General features: G+C 38.5%; 1 protein-coding gene. It reads left to right on the top strand.

The window, feature by feature from the left end:
• The coding region (locus BFU02S_RS15930) for an IS4 family transposase (RefSeq protein ID WP_066372804.1) at window positions 1-1,014 on the top strand (1,014 nt) is incomplete at its 5' end.
• Window positions 1,015-1,087 lie beyond the last annotated feature (73 nt).

Genomic DNA, 1,087 nt, shown 5'->3' with positions numbered 1-1,087 from the left:
ACGAAAAAATTAACGACAGCGTCATTCCTAAAATTATTACTTTTTGCGCAGTTAGAAGAGATCGAAAGTCTCCATGCACTGGGCGATTGTCTTTTCGATGACCAACTGCAAAAAGGCATTGATCTTGATTCAATCAGTATTTCTCAGCTCTCACGCCGTTTAAATGGCTTGAATCCAGATCTGTTTCAAAGGCTTTTCCTTGATTTAGTCGTCCAAATTCATGCCAAAACACACTATACAAAACTTGTCATGCCATTAAAAATCATTGATTCAAGCACATTGCCAATCCATTTGACGAACCATAAATGGGCAAAATTCCGCAAAACAAAAGCCGGAGTGAAGTTACATCTGCGTCTTGTGTTTATGGAAAAAGGTACTTCCTATCCTGAAAAAGCCGTTTTGACAACGGCAAAAGAACATGACCGTGGCCAGCTTGAAATCATGGTGGATGACAAGGAATGCATGTATGTGTTTGACCGTGGTTACCTAGATTACGAGCGCTTTGATCGCATGACGGATGATGGCTACTTTTTTCTTTCAAGGCTACGAAAAAACGCTGTCATACGGGAAGTTTACAACTTTAAACTACCAGAGAATACAGCTGTTTTATCGGATCAAATGGTGCTGATTGGTACGCCCCAAAACCGTGCCGAAAATTACTTTCGCCTCATAAAAGTCATTGATTCAAAAGGAAATGAACTTCATTTAATCACCAATCGTTTTGATTTGAGTGCTGAAGAAATTTCTGAAATGTACAAATCACGCTGGGCAATTGAATTGTTTTTCAAATGGATCAAACAACATCTCAGCATCAAAAAATTCTACGGTCAAAGTGAATGGGCGATTCAAAACCAAGTATTTATCGCTCTTATTGTTTTTTGCCTACATGTTCTCGTGCAAATGGAGACAAGAAGTAAGCGAAAAATTTTACAAATTAGCCGTTATTTAAGAGCTGCATTGTGGAAACCAGCACATATTTGGCTTCGAAAGATTGAAGGAAAAGCCATCCCTTGATAAGCAAAATAGTTGTCGTCGCACAGGTCTAATTGTAAATAAATTCCCAAATGGACAGAGCCACCTTTAATTA

Source organism: Neobacillus fumarioli NBRC 102428 (genome assembly GCF_001591485.1).
Taxonomy (GTDB): Bacteria; Bacillota; Bacilli; order Bacillales; family Cytobacillaceae; genus Neobacillus; species Neobacillus fumarioli.
Note: the sequence above shows the minus strand (reverse complement) of the source record. Positions and strands in the feature narration are given on the sequence as shown.